This window comes from Patescibacteria group bacterium (assembly GCA_040387855.1).
Taxonomy (GTDB): Bacteria; Patescibacteriota; Minisyncoccia; order Phycocordibacterales; family JAKAEA01; genus JAZKCY01.
In genome coordinates this window covers 270,984-290,054 of sequence record JAZKCY010000001.1, presented here as the reverse complement: position 1 = coordinate 290,054, position 19,071 = coordinate 270,984, and the positions used below count along the sequence as shown (strand labels likewise).

Annotated in this window: 16 protein-coding genes and 1 tRNA gene; 6 read left to right on the top strand and 11 right to left on the bottom strand. The window is 39.3% G+C overall.

Annotated elements, in window-relative coordinates; translation table 11 throughout:
- The first annotated feature begins 29 nt into the window (after positions 1-29).
- Positions 30-332: a hypothetical protein gene (locus tag V4519_01680; GenBank protein MES2436695.1), complete on the top strand. Its 303-nt coding sequence runs from the start codon at positions 30-32 to the stop codon at positions 330-332.
- Positions 333-403: 71 nt separating this feature from the next.
- Here V4519_01680 and V4519_01675 read toward each other — a convergent pair whose 3' ends face one another.
- Together V4519_01675 and V4519_01670 are read right to left on the bottom strand one after the other, a co-directional pair.
- Positions 404-3,397, bottom strand: a complete 2,994-nt coding sequence (locus V4519_01675; GenBank protein MES2436694.1) for a SpaA isopeptide-forming pilin-related protein — start codon at positions 3,395-3,397, stop codon at positions 404-406.
- Positions 3,398-3,561: 164 nt separating this feature from the next.
- On the bottom strand, positions 3,562-4,341 hold the full coding sequence (locus V4519_01670) for a sortase (protein ID MES2436693.1): 780 nt from the start codon (positions 4,339-4,341) through the stop codon (positions 3,562-3,564).
- 147 nt (positions 4,342-4,488) lie between these two features.
- On the opposite strand from V4519_01670, the gene V4519_01665 reads away from it, so the two are divergent.
- Positions 4,489-5,970 carry a CARDB domain-containing protein gene (locus V4519_01665; protein ID MES2436692.1) on the top strand — a complete coding sequence of 494 codons (1,482 nt, stop codon included), beginning with the start codon at positions 4,489-4,491 and terminating at the stop codon, positions 5,968-5,970.
- Positions 5,971-6,036: 66 nt separating this feature from the next.
- On the opposite strand, the gene V4519_01660 is transcribed toward V4519_01665, so the two are convergent.
- Together V4519_01660 and V4519_01655 are read right to left on the bottom strand one after the other, a co-directional pair.
- Entirely contained in the window at positions 6,037-8,136 is a 2,100-nt protein-coding gene (locus V4519_01660) for a DNA topoisomerase subunit B (GenBank protein ID MES2436691.1), read from the bottom strand.
- A gap of 852 nt (positions 8,137-8,988) precedes the next feature.
- Entirely contained in the window at positions 8,989-9,549 is a 561-nt protein-coding gene (locus V4519_01655; protein MES2436690.1) for an AAA family ATPase, read from the bottom strand.
- A 200-nt stretch (positions 9,550-9,749) separates the two neighbouring features.
- On the opposite strand from V4519_01655, the gene V4519_01650 reads away from it, so the two are divergent.
- Positions 9,750-9,983: a hypothetical protein gene (locus tag V4519_01650; protein MES2436689.1), complete on the top strand. Its 234-nt coding sequence runs from the start codon at positions 9,750-9,752 to the stop codon at positions 9,981-9,983.
- Positions 9,984-10,458: 475 nt separating this feature from the next.
- Here the strand turns inward: V4519_01650 and V4519_01645 are convergent, their stop codons facing one another.
- The gene (locus tag V4519_01645; GenBank protein MES2436688.1) at positions 10,459-12,405 is read right to left on the bottom strand and encodes a phenylalanine--tRNA ligase subunit beta; all 1,947 of its coding nucleotides are present in this window, start codon (positions 12,403-12,405) and stop codon (positions 10,459-10,461) included.
- A gap of 3 nt (positions 12,406-12,408) precedes the next feature.
- Positions 12,409-13,104 carry a phenylalanine--tRNA ligase subunit alpha gene (gene pheS, locus V4519_01640; protein ID MES2436687.1) on the bottom strand — a complete coding sequence of 232 codons (696 nt, stop codon included), beginning with the start codon at positions 13,102-13,104 and terminating at the stop codon, positions 12,409-12,411.
- Between the two features lie 71 nt (positions 13,105-13,175).
- Here pheS and V4519_01635 point away from each other — a divergent pair, with 71 nt between their 5' ends.
- Genes V4519_01635 through V4519_01625 form a run of 3 tightly spaced genes read left to right on the top strand, consistent with a single transcriptional unit; the run spans position 13,176 to position 16,531 of the window.
- Positions 13,176-14,411 carry a glycosyltransferase family 2 protein gene (locus tag V4519_01635; protein ID MES2436686.1) on the top strand — a complete coding sequence of 412 codons (1,236 nt, stop codon included), beginning with the start codon at positions 13,176-13,178 and terminating at the stop codon, positions 14,409-14,411.
- Positions 14,411-15,118, top strand: coding sequence for a hypothetical protein (locus V4519_01630; protein MES2436685.1), 708 nt, complete (start codon positions 14,411-14,413; stop codon positions 15,116-15,118). Before V4519_01635 ends, V4519_01630 begins: the two co-directional genes overlap by 1 nt.
- A 21-nt stretch (positions 15,119-15,139) precedes the next feature.
- Positions 15,140-16,531, top strand: coding sequence for a glycosyltransferase family 39 protein (locus V4519_01625; GenBank protein MES2436684.1), 1,392 nt, complete (start codon positions 15,140-15,142; stop codon positions 16,529-16,531).
- A 13-nt stretch (positions 16,532-16,544) separates the two neighbouring features.
- On the opposite strand, the gene V4519_01620 is transcribed toward V4519_01625, so the two are convergent.
- The 5 genes from V4519_01620 to rpsB form a co-directional block, all read right to left on the bottom strand.
- On the bottom strand, positions 16,545-17,273 hold the full coding sequence (locus tag V4519_01620) for a hypothetical protein (GenBank protein ID MES2436683.1): 729 nt from the start codon (positions 17,271-17,273) through the stop codon (positions 16,545-16,547).
- A gap of 13 nt (positions 17,274-17,286) precedes the next feature.
- A tRNA-Thr gene (locus V4519_01615) sits at positions 17,287-17,362 on the bottom strand.
- A gap of 23 nt (positions 17,363-17,385) precedes the next feature.
- On the bottom strand, positions 17,386-17,766 hold the full coding sequence (locus V4519_01610; protein ID MES2436682.1) for a hypothetical protein: 381 nt from the start codon (positions 17,764-17,766) through the stop codon (positions 17,386-17,388).
- Positions 17,767-17,785: 19 nt separating this feature from the next.
- Entirely contained in the window at positions 17,786-18,295 is a 510-nt protein-coding gene (gene tsf, locus V4519_01605; protein MES2436681.1) for an elongation factor Ts, read from the bottom strand.
- A 12-nt stretch (positions 18,296-18,307) separates the two neighbouring features.
- A complete protein-coding gene (gene rpsB / locus V4519_01600) occupies positions 18,308-19,024 on the bottom strand; it encodes a 30S ribosomal protein S2 (GenBank protein ID MES2436680.1) in 717 nt (238 codons plus the stop codon).
- Between the last annotated feature and the right edge of the window lie 47 nt (positions 19,025-19,071).

Sequence of the window (19,071 nt, the reverse complement as noted above, 5' to 3'; positions counted from 1 at the left end):
TCTTTTTAATCGTATAATGGGTGTACACTATGCCAAACTCAGTAGACATAATTGCAAAAAAGCCACGCAGTAGATCGCCAAAAGCTACTATGGGCGGAGTGGTGACTAAAAAAACAATACGTCGAGTAGCTCCTGTTCCAAAGAGGCAGATTCATGAACCAGTTCTAGAATCTCTTCCTGAGGTAAAAACAAAACAAGAACAAATCGTATCAGTAGCAGCCGAAGTAAAAGTTGAGTTTGTTGCAGAGATTTCTAAGACTACAAGAAAACAAAAGCCAAAAGGATTTTTTAGAAGAATTATTGAGAATCTTATAAACAGCAATTTACAATAAGCAACACAAAACCCGCCATTACAGCGGGTTTTGTTTAGTCGTGGCCGACTCACAATACATTTGTTTATTGTTTATGCCTGAACGTGTGAAATAACTTTTGTTACTTTATCCATACCAAGAGTTATCCAATCACTACTATCAGCAAGATCTGTTCGATACATAACTGCTAGTTCTTCAATTAATGCATGTGCGTGTTCTGTATTTCGTCCTGTATACACTGCAAGTACTCGGAAGGCATCTGCTGAGATGATCATATTCATTGATCGAGCTTTTTGTTCAAGATCAAAGAGGAATTCATCTGATACAAGTGTCTGAGTTGGTGAAGGGATTGCAACTGGTTCAGCAACTACTGGTTCTGCTACGTAGGTAGCTGCAATAGGTGCAGATACTCCAGAAGCAAACGCATAGGTAGATCGTGATCCGTTGATAAGTTCAGCAACTGTTAGACCTTGCTTTCGTGCTTTTCGTGCAATGAGGAAGTATGATACTGCTCCACTCCATGCGATAAGTCCGAATACGAAGAGTCCCAACTTGAAGTTGTCTCCAGTTCCTGTGTAAGGAATCTGACTTAGATACACACCACTTCCCTGATTTGGAGTTTCTGTTGAAACTACAACAGTTCCAGGTCGTTCATTGATGTAGATAGTACATGTCTGACTTACCTGCTGACCGTTTGAGTAAATAGTTACTGTAGCGGTTTTCTGTCCAGGAGTTCCGTATGATCGTGATACGTTCTGGTTGTTTGATGAGAGTCCATCAGTTCCAGTCCATGAGTATGAGTAGTTTCCGTTTCCTCCAGTTGCTGATGATGACCAATTAATAGTCTCATTAACATATGCTGAAGTTGGGTTTGCAGTACAGTACCCATAGAAATTCTGAACCTGTGGCTGAATTACTTCCATGTAACATGTCTTTGTAATTGAATCGTTACCTGAAGTAATAACTACTGTTCCAGATTTCTGTCCTGCATATGAGTATTGTTTCTGTACTGAACTTCCGTATCCTGAGAGACCATCCCATCCACTCCATGAGTAGGTGTATGATCCGTTTCCTCCAGATGCTGATGCTGACCATGTAACTGTCTGGTTGATCTGAGCAGTTGAAGGATTTACCCAACATACTCCTGAAAGATTTGGTGTTTGAACTGGTGGATTCTGTTTATTCTTGAATACAACACCAGCACAATTTGTACCATGTGATACTTGTACGTTTCCATTAGCTGGAGTTACGAGGAAGTTGGTCCATCCGTTGATACCTTCTTCAGTCACTGTGTGTGATCCAACTGAAACATCATAGAAGTACGCATTACCCTGAGCATCGTTTACTGTTGTTCGTCCACCATCCAATCGGAAGGTAAACTGAGCAACGGTGTTCATAAGATTACCATTCGTATCGAATGCTTCTTTCTTAATTACGATACATCCTTTCTGTGGAGGCACTTCAACGAGTTTGTTCTTGAAGGTAATCTGTTCACAGTTTTGACTGTTTACATTTACATCGTGAGTCCGATCTGAAGGTGACATCACAACGTATCCACTTCGTGATAGCTCTTCTACAACATAGTTGCCGTAGTTAAGGTTACTAAATGTAACTGTTCCGTTTGAGTTTGTTGTCATCTGTGCACCTGTCTGAACAAGCTTGAAGGTAAAACCAGAAGCATCGTTGATTCGAGTTGAACCATTTGACTGGTACAATTCTTTTGTAACTACGATACATCCCTTTGGAGTTACAACTTCATTCTTCTTATTCTTGAAGGTAATGTTTGCACAGCCTTCTGATGTAGCTTTATTAACGGTTACATCATATGTTCCATCAGTTGGGAACATTACGGTGTATCCATTTCGTGCAAGTTCTTCTACAACATAGTTTCCAAATGCAATGTTACTAAAGGTAACTGATCCATTTGAGTTTGTTGTGAGCTGAGCTCCAGTCTGTACGAGCTTGAAAGTAAATCCTGATTCATCTGAAACTCGTGTAGTTCCATTTGATTCATAGACTTCTTTGTTTACTACGATACATCCTTTCTGAGCAACTACTGGGTTCTGCTTGTTTTTGAATACAACACCAACACAGTCTGAACCAGCTTCTACATTTACTACTCCGTTTGCAGGAGTTACGAGAATGTTTGTCCATCCAGTAGGTACGATTTCAGAAACAGTGTGAGATCCAACTGACACATTATCAAATCGTGCATTACCATTTGCATCGTTTTGTACGGTCTGACTATTGTCGAGTTTGAATGTGAACTGTGCAACAGGTGTAAGGATATTTCCTACAGTGTTGTAAGTTTCTTTTTTAATTACGATACATCCTTTAGGAGTTTGAGTTACTACTTTTTTGTTTTTGAATTTGAACTGTGCACAGCCTTCACTTGTTGGCTTGTTAACTGTGATATCTGCTGTTCCATCTGTTGGGAACATTACGGTATATCCATTTCGTGCAAGTTCTTCTACAACATAGTTTCCTTGTGCAACGTTACTAAATGTAACAGTTCCATCAGTACCAGTTGTCATCTGTGCACCAGTCTGTACGAGCTTGAAAGTAAATCCTGATTCATCTAAAACTCGTGTAGTTCCATTTGATTCATAGACTTCCTTTGAAATTGTAATACATCCCTTTGGTGGAACATTAGTACAATAGTTTACGAAATGATCAACATAATCGAGCAATCGAGTTCGATACATGTTTTCATTTGATAAGTTAGTGATCACATCTCCATAAAATGCATCTAATTGATATGCACATGAAGGAAGGTCAACTGTTAATGTAATAGTTGCCTTTGGTGCGATTGTTGCACTTGCTGAATCAAATAATTTTTGATCACTAAAAGTACTTGAGAATACTTTATATGAAGCAAGACCAACCTTATAGCTACATGTAGCTGATTTGTTGGTAATTGTTACTTTATTTCCTTGAATAGTACCGGTTAGGTCGGCTTCAGGATTTGATGTACAACCTGTAGCATCAGCAATCATTAGATTGTTTCCTGAAACGACTGAATACCCAACAAAGGCGAGGCCTGAGAGGATAACGATAGCTCCAAGTATGAGGGATATTTTTTTCATCATACGATTTAATACTATTTATAAATTCAAACAAAAAAGCAGATAACTCTGCCATATTTGTAAAATTAAACAAATATGGCCTAATGTCAATCTACTGTGTTGTATTATATCACCTAACTTTACAAAAGTCAATAGGTATTACATAGTATTTACGAAACGGGTAATTACTGGAATTTCACGAAGGTCGCCTCAACGAGAAATCGCTCTTCTTTTTCTCCAAAAACATTACATGTTACGAGGGTAAGCATGTGAGTATTAGTCTTTAAATTAACAAAGCCTTCATCACTATCAACAAGAGATACTGAACTAACAGCATATACCGCTGTTTTACCGCCTGAAGTTACTACAATAGAGTCACCAAAAGAAAGGTTTTTTAAGCCGTTAAATGCTTTATATGCCTTATTATTCACAACTTTAAGACCAGAACTATGGCCCATAATAAACATATTCCCCTGCTCTAGTGTTCCAGATCCTGGGTATCGAACAGCACCTTTTAGAAGGTTTTGGTTTAATACATCGTTGTTAGTTGAAGTTGGATTCACTACTGCAGTGCTTACACCAATTTTACTAATAGAAATATAAGTCGGTAAAGCACCCTTTGGTGTAGCCACGGTAGTATTTGCAACAGGTTTAGCAGCTGTTGGCTTTGTCGTTGTAGTCTTTGCAGGAGTTACTGGAGTAGGCTTAGGTAGAGGTACAGAATCATCAAATTGAGGACGGTTTCGGAGTTGTACATATTGTCGTGGTGCCTCTTCTACGGCTTCAATTGGGGATTCTTCTGTAGTAGTAAGTACTCGCAATTCCTCAGGAACACCACCAAAGAGATAGAGTCCAATGAATGTTAAAAAAGAGATAACCAAAATGTAGGCTGCTAGACGCAGCTTAAAATGCCAAATTATGTCGAGGAATCCAATATTTTTTTGTGGTGGTAATACTTGACTCATAGAGAAATTTATATACTATAGATACCACAAGATTATCACATATTTGATCAAAAGTCAATAGCAACCCTAGTTTTAATTACACACTAGTATTTGACAAATGACTATATATATGATAATATACCAACACCATTCATTAATAAAAGGCTTATGGAAATGCAAACCCAAAATAACAAAACCCCGGAACAAAAGCGAGAACCAAGCACCGTACTAAAAATAGTCGTGCTAATTGGACTTATCGTCCTTCTCATTATTGGTATTTTATTACCAATCAAATTGGTACCAAACGCGGTATCATCATTTAAGAATACTCTTTCTTCCCTCTTTGGAACGAACCAGACTGTAGACTTAACTGCCGATCGAACTACAATCAACTCAGGTGAACCTTTCACTCTTTCATGGACTGGAAAACATCGAGATAATGGTTCATATGTATTAAGCTACCAGTGTAAAGATGGTGTACGAATTGAAACATCAATTAGTATTCCAAATGAAACTATTACATGTAATAGTCTCTACTATTTCTCAGTAAACGATAATCGAATTGATCTCACTGCATTTTCTGAGGTTCAGCGATATACTGACATATCTTTCACACTCGCATTTCTTGAAAACAACACTTCAGATGTAATTGATCTTGATAGTGTCCTAGTAACAGTTACAAATCCAAACATTGCAGACAGTCGAACAGGTGGAACACCTATTGATATGCCTTCAGGTGAACAACCAGTTACACCTCCAGCATCTACACCAGAACCAACCCCTGCTCCAGTAACTCCAAAGCCAACACCTACTCCAACACCTAAGCCTACTCCAACTAAACCAGCAGTTACTCCTGCATATATCCAATCAAATCCAAATGGAACTGCAGACTTAGCAATTACTATCAATGCAGTAGGATACCTCCATCCAACAACTTCAGCATTCGTTCCATCATATTCTGTAAGTGCTGGTATGCGACCTGCAGTAAAGTTTACTGTTAAGAACAATGGTGATAAGAATTCTGGAACATGGGCATTCACAGCAAATCTTCCAACTCCAAAGAACTCTGTATACAATGCATACGGTCAACAGAATCTTGGACCACAGGATCGAATTGAATATGTTCTTGGTTTTGAACCAATCAACAATGCTCAAAACAATACTGTAACTATTACAGTAGACCCTCAGAACCTTATTGCTGAAACAAATAACAACAATAACGTTGCAACTACAAACATCGTAAACAACGGTGGAACTGTAGGGGGCAATTATGGAACTCAGGCAGATCTAATTGTTCGAATCGTTAGTACTGGAATTGTAGATAAAAATACAAATCAGTTCTATGCAACAAACAATGTTGGATACAACGATCGAGCAGCTATCAAGTTTGAAATTGAAAACGTAGGTGGAACTGCTAGTGGACAATACCGATTCCAAGCATACCTACCAACAAACGATTCAAACTCACTCTATACTTCTGGATACCAGCCATCACTTAATCCTGGTCAGAAGACAATCTTCACTGTTGGTTTCGACAATATTCGCTCACAGGGTAATAACCCAGTAAGTGTGACTGTTGATTACAACAACGAAGTTGCTGAGACAAATAACAACAACAATACAACGTCAACTACTATCTACCGATACTAATTGAATTAAACTAAAACAAAACCCCGCATCTCTGCGGGGTTTTGTTTTGCTTGATATTTAGACTTATTAAATATCGATATTCGCTTTCTGCGCATTCGACTGGATGAAACTCTTTCGTGATGGCACATCTGTACCCATCAAGATATCGAAGACTTTATCAGCTTCAGTAGCATCTCCCACTTCTACTCGCTTAAGCACTCGTCGAGTTGGATCCATTGTTGTTTCCCACAACTCTTCGGCGTTCATTTCTCCAAGACCCTTGTATCGTTGTACATCAGGCTTTCCTTTCTTTTTCACTTCTCGTTCTTCATCGAGCTGTTCATCAGATACGGCTTCGGTAACAAAAACTTCTTCTGATGGAGTGTTGTGTTCTGTCTGGATAATTTCTTCTACTTCTCCCTTGTATCCAAACACATTTTTAATAATATGATCTCGTTCTTCGAGTGAGTATGCATACTCAATCTGCTTTCCTCGTTTAATCTTAAAGAGTGGTGGTTGTGCGATGTAGATATTGCCCGCATCAATAAGTGGTCGGAAGTATCGGAAGAAAAGGGTTAGCAACAATGTTCGAATGTGAGCACCGTCGACGTCCGCATCCGTTGCAATAATAATCTTGTGATAACGTAGTCGTGAAATATCGAAAGTATCACCAATCGCAGTTCCCAGCGCAATAACCAAGTATTTGATTTCGGCAAATGCCAAAATCTTATCGAGGCGAGCTCGTTCCACGTTGAGCACTTTTCCTTTCAACGGCAAGATAGCCTGAGTCTTTCGATCTCGTCCTTGTGTAGCTGTACCACCCGCTGAGTCTCCCTCCACAATGAAGAGTTCTGATTCTGTAGCATCTTTGCTTTGGCAATCCTTAAGTTTTCCTGGAAGACCAAATCCTTCAAGAGCTCCCTTTCGCAAAATAGAATCCTTTGCAGCCTTCGCAGCTTTTCGTGCTCGAAGAGCAAGAATAACTTTCTGAATGATAGCTCGTGCATCGTCTGGATTTTCTTCAAGGAAGAATTCAAATGCCTCACTAAACACAGATTCAACCATTCCTCGAGCTTCCACAGTTCCAAGCTTTGCTTTTGTTTGTCCTTCGAATTGAATTTCTCGAATCTTTACAGACACAACGGCAGTGAGACCTTCAAGTACGTCTTCACCTGTAAAGTTTTCTTCTGATTCTTTAATGAGATTATTCTTTCGGCCATAGGTATTAAGCATACGTGTAAGCGCAGTCTTAAATCCTGTAACATGAGTTCCTCCTTCTGAGTTGTAAATATTGTTTGCAAAAGGAAGGATACGTGAACTCATATCGTCAACATACTGGAGAGATACTTCTACTGTTTCATATTCAGTTGTGTTTTTTTCAATGTAGAAAATATTTTTATGTACTGGTTTGAAGAGTGTGTTTTGGAACTTCACCAATGACATAAGTCCTCCTTCAAAGTAGAACGACTGTGATGGCACTTCAAGAGCCAATTCACGGAGATATGCTACTTCCTCATCACGTATCTTACCTTCATAACCTCGTGCATCAATAACAGTAATTCTTAGGCCCTTAACCAAGTAAGCCTGTTGTCGAAGATGATTTACAACTCGCTGAAAATCAAATTTTACTTCTTGAAAAATAGTTTCGTCAGGTTGAAATTTTACGATAGTTCCGTTGAGCTTTGAAGCTCCAACCTTTTTTACTGGAGCGAGAATTTTCCCTTTAGCATATTCTTGAACATGCTCTCCACCATCGCGATGTACTCGTACTTGAGTGTGATTTGAAAGCGCGTTTACTACCGATGCTCCCACTCCGTGAAGACCTCCAGATACTTTGTATCCTTCACCTCCGAATTTACCTCCGGCATGAAGCACGGTCATAATAGTTTCAAGAGCAGATACTTTTGTTTTTGAATGTTTGTCTACGGGAATACCTCGGCCGTTGTCGACAACACGAATAAACTCACCAGGCAAAATGGCTACTTCAATATCATTACAATGACCGCCCATGGCTTCGTCACGAGAGTTATCGAAGATTTCCCAAATAAGATGGTGAAGACCATCGGGTCCAGTTGTACCAATGTACATACCCGGTCGCTTTCGCACCGGTTCCAGACCCTCGAGGACTTGAATATCTTCCGCGCCGTAACTCCCTTCTTTCTTTTTCTTCTCGTCTGATTTAGCCATTTTTGTAAATTTTTAGATACTCTATTATAGCAAATTTTAGAGCTTGCAACAAACCCAATTTTGACTACTATAATGTATGGAAAAGGAGTAACCGCATGTCAAAAAGAGATCCGTACACGATGGATAACGTCGAGCTTGTGCAGGAGCTTGTACGTGCTGCAGAGCGAACCGGAGCCACTTCCTTTGGTGAAGAGCCCGGGTTACGCGCAACTCGCAAGATGGTGAACTGGCTAAGCGGAGCCTTACACGCTCGGCTCCTTGGGTTGCAACCGCCATTCAAGGTGGATGATGTAGTCCGCCCGGTTGTAACACCCATTCCCCCCGAGATCGGCGATATCACTCTCACTGAAGAGCATGCCACATATGTTGTGCGGCAGGTGTGGTTCAATCCGAGAGGTCGGGATGATAGCACCGGGAGTGTAGGACAAGTGTGGTATGTTCAATTCAAAGTTGCCTACAATACCACACTTTACCTTGCAAAAAGTTTCGAAAAAACACCAGCCAAGTAGCACCCGCGAACGGCTTTTTTTATATAAATTTTGTAATAAAAAAATCCCCTGCTGACTACCCGACCAGTGGTTGGTCGGAAAGCCCCGCTAAGGGACTGACGAAAGGAAAGGGTTGCCCCACGTGTGTGGGATGAACACCAGCAATGTGTGCATCGAGGTTGCCCGTGATGTTCTGAGCACACCACGGGCAATGAGTACAACACGGAATGCAGTGGTCAGCGCGCGGCGGCCCGCCATTTGGGTCGTGACACGAACACGAGCACACAGACCATTCATCTCCAAATTCTGCCATGTGGACCTCGGGTTAGGACTGCCCCCAGTTCTCAGGTTAGTTTAAGAGGATTTACTTATTAGTCAAATTTTTAAGCACTTCCTCCACTTTCACTGAGAGTTCTTCAATAGTCCCATTATTTTCGAATACAAAATCTGCCTGTGAAATACAAGCTCGAATATTTTGTTTCCAGAGTTCCTTAGAATCCATCTCTTTATTTTCGTCTATCACAAACTGCTCAAATGAAATGTGATCAGTACTCAATCCCCGTTCTAGGATTCGTTCATACCGAAGTTTCAAATCTGCATCAACAGCAAACAAATAAAAATTGGGAATAGTCTTTCTAAGATAATCTATCTCCCCTAAATTTCTAATAGATTCAATAATTGCATTACCAGGATTTGTTGCTCGCTCTTTTGAAAGTTCAGAGATTATATAATCAGGAGAATGGATCTTTCGGAGATCATTTGCCACTACAGTAATATTTTCTCGAATAGGTTCGAGTCCTCTTTTTACAACTTCTCTTATTAAAAAATCCCGAGCGGGATAGTGTGTAAAACCTTGGGTCTTTAAATACTCGACAATCGTTCCCTTGCCTGCGCCAATAGTGCCCGTAAGACCAATAGTAATCATACGGGGTACATCATAGCATACCTATTTTATACGGCTAGCCTGGGCCGCCATATCCACCTTTTCCAACTTGACTTTTATGCTCAAAATGCTATAATACATGAAGCTGGTGCCAATGGATTGGTATCCAGGAACGGTTTCTGTTTCATCTCGAGGTTCTCATGATTCGTCACGCTCCCCGTCACCCGAAGATCCCGACGGCAATGTCCCAGTTCGGTTACCCCGACGAGCAAAAGCGGCTCGACCGGGCGATCGCCGACCACCGCCTGACGGTCGACATCCCAATCGACGAGATCGACCGCCGGATCGTCGACAGTGAGATCTGCCCCACGGTCCCGACGCCCGTCTGCGCCTACTACTCGCCAACGCACCACGCGAACAACGAGATGCGGCCGCGCATTCGAGTGCCGAAGATCGGCATGCTCACGCTCGCGTAGACTTACGCGACCGTTCACGTTCTTCGTTTCCCAGAAGCCCGACCGCACCACGCGAGTCGGGCTTCCTCACCTCTGGATTTCATTTACATATTTTGTTGATTATTTTTTTATAGTATGGAAGAATGCAGAAGGAACGGCTATTGGAATAGCCAGGACTTCTCTCGGAGACAATGATTGGCACAGAATTTCTTACCGGTCGGTAGGTCCAATCGGGTCAAAAAGGTCTTCGCATGCCGAAACCTTTCCCCGATGAGGTGGGAGCACGCTGCTCTCCCTTTGTACCAACCGTTCGAGCGTATCACGCGAAGTAAACGTTGCACGTGCACCACAAACATCCTGTGCAACAAGCACTGGAAAAACAGGGGGAAGATCAGGCCCAAGAAGAAACATCGGCGTCGACATCACTGACGCCAATCGAAAGCCCGGCTGCGTACCACACGCAGCCGGGCTAAACGTTTATTTTATTTTTAGATTTTTATCTCACCTGCCAACCTTCCCGCATATTCATATCATCAGTTATAGATTTCATAACCGCATTTATTTCTTCTTCAGTAAGTGTTCGCTCATATGATTGAAACACCATTCGAAATCCAAATGAAATTTTCTTAGAACCATCTTCTAATGTTTTTGTAAATTCATCAAAGAGTCTTATTTTTTCTGTAAGTACTATATCCCCTGCATATTTTTCAATAACAGATCGCACTGTTTCTTTAGATGTTCCCTCTGGAGTAAATACCGCAATATCTCGCACTGCAAATGGATATGCTGAGAATTTCTTATAAGTAGTTACTTCTTCACTTCGAATATATGGTTCGTATGCAGTAGGTTGCGGAAGTTGTTCTATAAGAGCATCGAAATCGAGCTCAAATACTGTATCAGTATCTGCAATCTTTAGATCAAGTGTAGTGCCTAATGCCTCTCCGATTTTCTGAAGAATATCTTTAATAGCCTGTCCTTCTTTTACTTTCATCTTCTTTGCATTTTTTACTCCCAATGCAAACTTGGTAGATTCAGCATCTTTAGCAAATGCCTTACCAATTTCAAATATCTTAATTTGATCAAGCCCAAGAAGATCTGCGTTTCTCACGTTTAATTCTAGTGACTGAGAAATACCAGTCACTAAATCTTTTCTTAAGTAATTTTTATCTGATGCTAATGGATTAAGAATCTCCACTTCCCCTTTATTTTGCAATGCATAGGTATAAACTTCAGAGAATCCTGCTTCAGTTAATATAGTTCTAATCTTATTTGAGTAATAAAAGAGTTTATTTACCGCTGGCTTAAAACTAGTTTCAGGAAGCTGGGTTGATGGCAGCTTTTTATATCCGTAAATTCGTCCAACTTCTTCCACAACATCTTGTGCAATTACAAGATCTCGTCGCCACAGTGGCGGCATAATTTCAAACACACCTTCTTTGTGAAGATAAGAAATCTGCAATCTCTGCAAGATAGTTGTAATTTCTGGTTCAGAGATATTAACTCCCAGCATCTTCACAATATAGTCAGTAGAAATCACTACTTTAGGCTGAGTAATAACTTTAGGATAATAATCCACAATCCCCTCTATTGTTGGCGCTGTTTTTGAAATATCCGTAATAAGCTGAACGACCTGAAGCAACCCATCCATAGTTAATTCTGGAGAAATATTATTTTCTGATCGCTTTGAAGCATCAGTTCTAATACCATATTTTGTAGAAGTTTTGCGTATATATGATGCATCAAAATTTGCAGACAGCACTACAATATTTTTTGTATTCGCATCTACTTCAGCCAATGTTCCTCCTTTAATACCAGCGATATCTAAAAGTGCATCGTTATTATATTCATCAGTAAATACAAGAGTATCTGCATCAAGCGTATATTCTTTGCCACCTAATGTGGTTATTTTGTCACCTGCGTTTGCCTTCTTAAGTCCAATCGCTGCTTTCCCATCTTTCTTTGTAAGCTTATCAAAATCAAATGCATGCAGTGGCTGACCTCGATCAAACATTACATAGTTTGTTGCATCAACAATATTGCTAATAGATCGCTGGCCAATAGCTGTGAGCCGTTCTTTGAGCCACTCAGGTGAAGTTTCTACGGTAATATTTTTAAGTACTACTTTTGAATCTCGAATACATCGCTCATCATAAATATTTACAATAAGTTCTTGTGAGTCTTTTATACTTTCTCTTTTTATAGCGAGTGGCTTTTCATGGACAGGAGTGTTTGTAATAGCAGCAATTTCATATGCTACACCTTTGTGTGAAAGCGCATAGTGAGCTCGGTCTGGAAGTACTTTCACATCAAGTATAGTGTCATTCCCTACTTCATCGATACTTTCTATTTCAAACACATGGAATGTGAGAAGATCACCCAATTCTGTTGGGCTAGGTAGCGGATCTTTGAAATATGTTTGAAGCCAATTATAAGAAATTTTCATATATTAAAACTGATTTACGAATCTGAGATCACCAGAATAAAAATCTCGAATATCATTTACTCCATACTTAAGAATGATAAGTCGATCGATTCCACCTCCGAATGCAAAGCCTTGCCATTCTTCTGGATTTAATCCTGCGGCTTTCACAACATTGGGATGCACAAGTCCTCCTCCCATTACTTCAAGCCACTTATCTTTATAGCGAATATCCACTTCTACTGAAGGTTCAGTAAATGGAAAAAAGCTTGGTCGAAATCGAAGTTCTACATCATTACCAAAATATCTTTTATAAAATGTTTCAAGAGTTCCTTTTAGTTCTGCAAGAGAAATATTCTTATCAATTGCTAATCCTTCTACTTGGAAAAACTGCGCTTCGTGCGTTGCATCAGTCGCTTCGTTTCGATATACCTTACCCGGAACTATAATTCGAAATGGAGGCTTGTTTGATTCCATATAGCGAATCTGTACTGGAGATGTATGTGTTCGCAACAGCATTTTTTCACCCTTTTCGTTTGGATCTTTAAGCCAAAAGGTATCCTGCATATCTCGAGCCGGATGATCTGGAGGGAAATTGAGTGCTTCAAAGTTGTAAAAATCTGTTTCTCGTTCAGGACCAAGGGCAACTTCAAATCCCATATCGGCAAATATGGTCTGAATCTCTTGCATTGCAATGGTTAATGGATGAATATGTCCTTTCATAAAGCCATTATATACGAAAGCTTTCCACTTGTAAAAAGGTCATGTGTATGATATAATACATACTTACTTATATGGGCATTTTTCAGACAGTTATCATCTACTTTTTTCTCTTTGTCGGTATCTATTTTGAGGTATTCATTCTTTTTACCTACCTCACTCACCGAAAGGAAATTAAAGCCGACGAAAAAGCATCATATGAACGAGAAGTATACCCTTCCGTAACTATTGTCGTACCTATTTGGAACGAAGAAAAGACAGTCTCAAAAACAGTGCAGTCTCTCCTTGCAATGAATTATCCTCAAGATAAACTCAAGATTTTTGTAGTTGATGATGGAAGTACAGATAGTAGTTGGGAAATTGTGCAGCAATATGCAGGTCATCCTCAGATAGAGCTTTATCACAAAGAAAACGGAGGAAAGCATACTGCCGTAAACTATGCTATTGATCGAAGTACAAGTGAATTTTTTGGCTGTCTTGATGCAGACTCAGAAGTTGATGCAGACACCTTAAAGAAAATGATCTGTAAATTTGATGATCCTGAAACAATGGCGGTTACTCCAGCTATGAAGATTTACAATCCAAAGACACTTATTCAAAGTGTGCAGAGTGTTGAATATGTCTTCGGTATTCTTGTAAAGAAAGTTATGGGTATTCTCGGTGGTATTCACGTAACACCCGGCCCGTTTACTATATTTAGAAAAGCTGCATTTGATAAAATTGGAAAGTTTAAGAAAGCTCACAATACTGAAGATATGGAAATCGCCTTTCGATTACAGGCGAATCATATGAAGATTGATAACATGCATACAGCATGGGTCTATACTACAGGTCCTACAACGGTCTATAAGCTCTACAAACAGCGTCTACGATGGACCTACGGCTTCTTAAAGAATGCCTGGGACTACAAGTTCCTATTCTTAAATAAAGAATACGGTAATGTTGGATTACTTACTATTCCTACTGCAGTTGTACTTATTGGAGGGGTTATCTTTACCGTGTTTCTATTAATGTACAGAATTGTCAATTTCTTGGTACAAAAGTTCCTACTTTGGAAGGCTGTTGGATTCTTAATGCCCCAATTTGAATTTAGTCTCTTTTATGTAAGTGCAAAATTAAATATATTTCTTACACTTTTTGTATTTATGCTTATGTTTACGTTGGTCTACAATGCCCAAAAGCTTACAAGCGAGCCCCTACGTCCAGGCCGTGTAGCACTCTACTTCGTAGTATTCCCACTCATCTCACCTTTCTGGGTTATCCGTTCAGTATTCAACGCAGTCTTTGGCCGTAAAACTCATTGGAGATAATGAAAAAAATAAATTTCAAGATTTATATTATTGCACTTTTTCTGACCATAACTGTTTTTGGAGTTGCTTTCGTTATTTCAGAGTATATCAACAAGCGCAAAACTAATGAGCTTAAAGCTATTGAAGACAAAATTTCTATTGATATTCTCTCGTTTGAGACACAGTTCGATATTATAGAAGAATCATCATGCAAAGAATTTGACCGTTCAACACTTCGTACCGAGCTTAGTAGTCTTTCATCAAAGCTAGATTTTCTCGAAGGTCAGCTTGGTGAAAATGATCCGGAAGTATTCCGATTAAAGAGATATTATTCACTTCTTCAGATTAGAGATTACCTTCTCACAAAAAGAATGAATGATGAGTGCGATTATGGCAAAGTATTTATTTTGTATTTCTACTCAAATAAGAACTGTGCTACATGCCAAACTCAAGAATATATCTTGCGTGCAATTCAAAATGAATATCCTCAGATAGAAATTTATACATTTGATTATGATATTGATCTTCCTGCGGTAAAGACACTTATTTCTCAACACAATGTTCCAAATGCATTACCCATAATAGATATCAATGGTAAAAACTATGCAGCCTTTGATAGTCTTGCAAGTATGGAAAGTGTTATTCAGCCTTTTCTAGAGCAAGCTACATCTACAACAATGACAGCAACATCAAGCACGGCTACATCGACTAGTAAGAAAAATCAGTAATTAACAGCTTTTGATATATCTATGATTATATTCGTTCTTTTTGTTTCTCTCATTGCTCGTGTATGGTATACCCTTCAAAATACTATTCTGTTTTGGGATACAGCCATGTACATCGGTATCGGAAAGTTTATGTATACCAAAGGTGCTATTGGAATTTTCGAGTCATTTAGACCTGTACTATTCCCTATAATCTTAGGAGGTGCATGGAAAATAGGATTAGATCCTGTGGTTGTAGGAAAAATTATTGCTATTGTTGCAAGCCTTGGACTTATCTATCTTTGTTACTTAATAGGAGAACGTGCACGAAAAAATGCCGGACTTTATGCAGCTATTCTTATTGGATTTTCTCCTGTTATTCTTGCCTTTAGCAATGCACCGCTCACTGATATTCCTTCAGCATGTCTCACCGTACTAGCAGCCTACCTATTTCTCAAGGGAAAAGATTTTAGTGCGGGGCTTGTTGTTGCACTCGCGTTCCTTATGAGGTTCCCGCAAGTACTTATCGGCGTAGTATTCGGTCTTGCACTTCTCATCCAGCTTGTTTCAAAGCGCATGAGTTTTCGAGATTTCACTGTTGCGTGCATGCGATTAGGTGTTGGATTTTTAGTGCTTACAATTCCATATTTTATTGCAAACATTCATCTCTATGGCAATGCCTTACATCCAATAATTACAGCAAATACAGTAGTAGCAAACTCAATGCATTATACTACCCAGCATTATCTGTATTATGCTAAAGGTTTATTTATGCAAAATCCATTTATTATTTTTGGATTTGCAGCCCTTCTTATTTTCTTTAAGAAATTTAAACACGAACAAGAGAAAGCTCGAGATCTCGTAATTGTTTCACTTCTTGCAGTAGCAGTTCTTGGAGGATATTTTAGCCATGCAATTCATCAAGAACTTCGCTATGGTATTTCATTTCTCCCGTACATCACTATTCTTGCAGGATACGGCATTGCCTTGCTCACAGCTCGTATAAACTATAAAAAAGCATATATTGCTATTGCTTTCATTCTTATGATTGGGCTTAGCAGCATTTCATACTATGCATATACCAATCTTGCACAAAAGTATGTATTAACTCCTGCTCAAGTTACGTATTTCTCATATTTTAAAGATAAAGGACGTCTTACCCTTCTTACATCTTCACCTCAGTTTGTTGCATTAAGTGATGCTATTGTGCCCGAAGTAATGGATACCTGGGAACATGCTATTCAGACCTATATGCTGAGACGTGGAGGATACGACTATATTGCCTTTAATGAGTGTGAGACTATTTGTAAAAACGAGGGTGAAGAATGCCAAGTTACGAAACAAGCAGTACTTGAACTGATCGACAAGCAAGAAGAAAATGTATTTAACGGAGATTCTCCATACTGCAAGCTCCGAATCTATAAAGTTCGAAAGTAATACTTGTTTAGATTTAGCGTTCTAACTTATACACTATTTCACACGCTCGATTCGGATTTTCTCCGCATCGAGTTTGTTTGTATGCTCGAATAGATTCTGATCCCTCAGGTACTTTCGTAAGTGGGATTTCAACTTTAGTAAATCTAATATCGAATGTGTTTTCAATATGTCGCTGGACTGATACTACTGAAGATAAATTAAACTGATTTATATAAGGAAAATCTTCATATACATAAAACTGTACATTCATATCTGGATAATTACTTGCAACATTTCTGAAAGCTTCTGATACAATTGCATGCTCTTTAGGCGTAATGTCATCAGTAAAATATGACGGCGCATACACAGATACTATTTTATCTTTATTACCACTAATCAAAGCTTGAATATCTTGAGATAGACTTATACTTATTTCTTCAGGAGTTCCATCTCGTTCTGAGTATTGCAGCTTTACTAGCTGTACTGAAGTGTTGGTACTATCTATTACTGGAGTTGTAGTCCCGGTATCAGTACCGTTAAAAACATCTACGACTATTACATTACTACCCTTCTGATCAATCAATCCTCCAAGGCCCACATATGCATCACCAGCGTGAGGAGAGAGAATAATTGCTACTGTTTTATCTTCATCAGAAAAAGGATTGGAAATCAAAAATGACACTCCAATAATTAGAACAATAAAAAGAGCTATACCTACTAAAGGTTTGAATCTAAGAAATCGCTTATAGTGCGAAAATATCATGATTCGAATTTGTTGGAGCCGACTCCCAGGATCGAACTGGGGACCTACTGTTTACAAAACAGTTGCTCTACCAACTGAGCTAAGTCGGCTTAACGACTATACTATCATACTTTTATTGCTTGCGAAATCGGTCTCGAAACGATTTGATGTCATGAAGGAAATGTGAAGCTTTTGTATTAGTTTCTACCTTATGACGGCCTCGTATGAGGCTTGTAAGGCGATGCGACTTGCGATCAAGCCATACATGTACTGCCACTACAATTCCCTTCAATCCTACTACGATACTGTGCAAAATAATGTACATCTGCTGTGCACTGAAGATATCCAACCATCGTGCAGCTTTCACCTTGCGTTGATTTAATATTACTTCAAGTTCTTGCCGAATGCCTGGCCAGAAAAACAACAAGCCAAATTGTAGCTGAACTAATTTGAGCGCTATGAACAGTACAATTGCGCTACCAGAAGTTATAAAAAGAATTAACCAAAATGACATAATGTGCTATTTCTCGTTCCTATTTTTCAAGGACAGAGAAACGTACGAAACGTGCTACTTCAATCTTCTCACCAAACTTCTGCATTGCTGAATCAATCAATCCATTAACAGTAATCTCTGGGTTCTTGATAAATGGCTGATCAAGAAGAACTTGTTCTTTTGCTTCAGCAGAATCTTTAAGTTCTTCCGGAATGTCAGAAGCTTTTAAATATACTGCGTTTGAAGCAGTCACATGCATTGCAATATCTCGAGCTGCTGTCTTGAATTCCTCATTCTTAGAAACAAAATCTGTTTCGCAAACAAGTTCTACAAGTGCACCAATAGCACCAGATGAGTGCACATATGACTGAATGACTCCTGAACCAAATTCTCGGTCAGCACGCTTTGCTGCCATTCCCTTACTCTTCTCTTGCAATACAGCAAGAGCTTTATCCATATCACCTTCTGCTTCTTCAAGTGCCTTTTTACATTGCATCATCGATACACCTGTTTTGTCTCGAAGCTCTTTAATTTGTGCAGCTGTTACCATTACTCTAGATAATTATGCCTTTCGGCCTTCTTTATATGCTTTTGTGATTTCACTCAAGAAGAAAGTAATACTTGAGATTGAAGAGTCATTTCCTGGTACTGGATATTCTACATCCTTAATGTTGCAATCAGTACCGCAAAGTGCGATTACTGGGATTCCTGCTTTCTGTGCTTCAGTAACAGCAATGTGTTCTCGCTTTGAATCAATAATGAAGAGTGCTTTTGGCATTTCCTTCATAGGAATAATGCCTGAGAAAAATCGGTTTAGATTATCAATTTCACGATCGATCAAAAGACGTTCTTTCTTTGTATACTTTGAAAGTTCTCCTTTCTCTCGCTGCATAGTAAGCATTTCAAGTCGCTCTACTCGCTTTCGAATCTGTGGAAAGTTTGTAAATGTTCCTCCAATCCATCGTCCAGCAACAAATGGCATAGAAATGTCATTTGCAGCCTTTTCTACTGCTGTCTGCGCTTCTTTCTTTCCTCCAACGAAAAGAATCATTCCGTTGTTCTTAGAAATTGATCGAACAAACTCCTGTGCTTTCGCAAGGTAATCCTTTGTCTTTTCAAGGTCGAAAATTTCAACCTTATTCTTTGCACCGAAAATAAGGGGCTTTGTTGATGGGTGTCGGCGTGATTTTGTAAGACCAAAATGCGCGCCTGCCTTAAACATTCGCTCAATTACTTCGTTCATAACCATATTTTTCTCTTCTGCCATAGTGATAGCCATATTAGCACAGCCTGTAGCCTTAGGCAAGGGCCCTAAGAACAAGCCAT